We start from the raw sequence: 1,743 nt of genomic DNA, 5'->3' as shown, positions 1-1,743 counted from the left end.
TCTGCTGAAATTGCTGACCACAAATCTCGTGGTAATATAATGGATTGCCGTACTCCTGCCAGCCAGGTTGAATTTGTTGGTTAACATTCCATTGTTTTTAGCTGAAAGTTAATCGTTTAACTTTCATAGATATACAAAAAAACTGATATACAAAAAAACTGAGTCAAGTTCTAACGAACTTGCTCAGTTTTTTTTTGTTTTCATTTCTCTTTCATTTTGTACCCGAAACTGGTTTCAACCGGAAAAAATTCGGGTGGACTCTTTAATTGCCGTGCCCACTCAAATCCGTTATAATCAGGATAAATATTTACAGGAAACTTTATGTGGAGGAAAAATATGGCAAATCAATTTAAGACTGGCATGCTGCTGATCATGATGACCGGTTTGTTCCTGGTGCTCGGATATCTTTTGGCCGGACAGACCGGCATGTTCATTGCCCTGGTTTTTGCCGGTGTCATGAATATTTCAAGTTATTGGTTTTCCGACAAGGTTGTTTTAAGAATGTACCGGGCCCAGCCCCTGGAGCGCTCCCAGGCCCCGGGTCTGTTTGATACCGTGGCCCGCCTTGCACGCCAGGCAGGGCTCCCCATGCCCCAAATTTATCTTATTCCCGAATCCGCTCCCAATGCCTTTGCCACGGGCCGGAACCCGGAAAATGCCGTTGTCGCCGTGACCCAGGGATTGATGAACATGATGAATCAGGAGGAGCTTGAAGGGGTGCTGGCCCATGAACTGGGTCATGTAAAAAACCGGGATATCCTTATTTCTACAATTGTCGCCACCCTGGCCGGGGCAATCATGTGGATCGCGTCCATTGCCAGGTTTTCAGCATTTTTCGGCGGCAGGGATGATGAGGACGGCGGACTTGGGATCATTGGCGTGCTTGTGGTTTCCATGGTGGCGCCCATTGCCGCCATGGTTGTGCAGATGGCGGTGTCCAGATCCAGGGAATACCTGGCAGATGCCGCCGCCGCAAGTATTACCGGAAACCCCAGTGGCCTGGCATCAGCGTTGTCAAAGCTGGGGGGCTTCAGCCGCAGCCGGGCCCAGGTCGATGCCAGCCCTGCCACGGCCCACATGTTTATTGTCAATCCGTTGACCGGAAAACAGATGATGAACCTGTTCTCCACCCATCCGCCCATTGAAGAGCGTGTGGCCCGTCTCGTGGGATCGCGGCCCCATACCCGGAATTTTTCCGGCAACCCTCATCAGGAAAACAGAGACTGCCGTTCCGGCGGTGCAACCATGGACGAACAGAGCCGGTCATTCTGGGACAACATGTCCTGATATCGAAGGGAAATAAAAGACAGTCAGTCAAAGCGAATTTTGTCATATTTCAGAAAAATTGCCTTGCGCTTTGCCATGTGTTTTGGCATGATTACACGGTGGCAAGAGGTAAGAGGGTGAAGCGCTCAGGTTTATCCTGTATTTGGGATGCCTTGAGTTTCATTATTTGTTGCGGGCTTTGTGGCCCATTTGCGTTTTTTAAAACTTAAGGAGAGAGCAAGGCTGACCCCATGAATATTTTTGACCCTGTTTTAGCCCCGCAAAATCAGATCCTTCGATCCCCGGAACCCGCACTGCCGTCCACGGCCCAGACTCCCGGGCCTGGTATGCTTGCCCCCATCCCTGTCCCCCGGGACACGTATACCCCTTTGGAATTTGCCGCCATCACCATCACCATTGCTTCGGCCGCTACCATTGGGTCAAACATGGTGGATGTGCACAACGGGACCATGAGCA

General features: G+C 50.5%; 2 protein-coding genes. Both read left to right on the top strand.

What is annotated here, in order from left to right; genetic code table 11:
• The first annotated feature begins 336 nt into the window (after positions 1-336).
• Entirely contained in the window at positions 337-1,287 is a 951-nt protein-coding gene (gene htpX / locus AB7U36_RS08305; protein WP_428159319.1) for a zinc metalloprotease HtpX, read from the top strand.
• 230 nt (positions 1,288-1,517) lie between these two features.
• Positions 1,518-1,743, top strand: a 226-nt coding sequence (locus AB7U36_RS08300) for a hypothetical protein (RefSeq protein WP_428159318.1), incomplete at its 3' end; no start/stop codon positions are given.

The organism is Desulfobacter sp., from assembly GCF_050177295.1.
The sequence above is the reverse complement of the archived record's forward strand: the minus strand, read 5'-3'. Positions and strand labels throughout refer to the sequence as shown.

Coding starts and splice junctions, on each gene's coding strand:
- htpX (WP_428159319.1), top strand. CDS start 337: ATGGCAAATCAATTTAAGACTGGCATGCTGCTGATCATGATGACCGGT.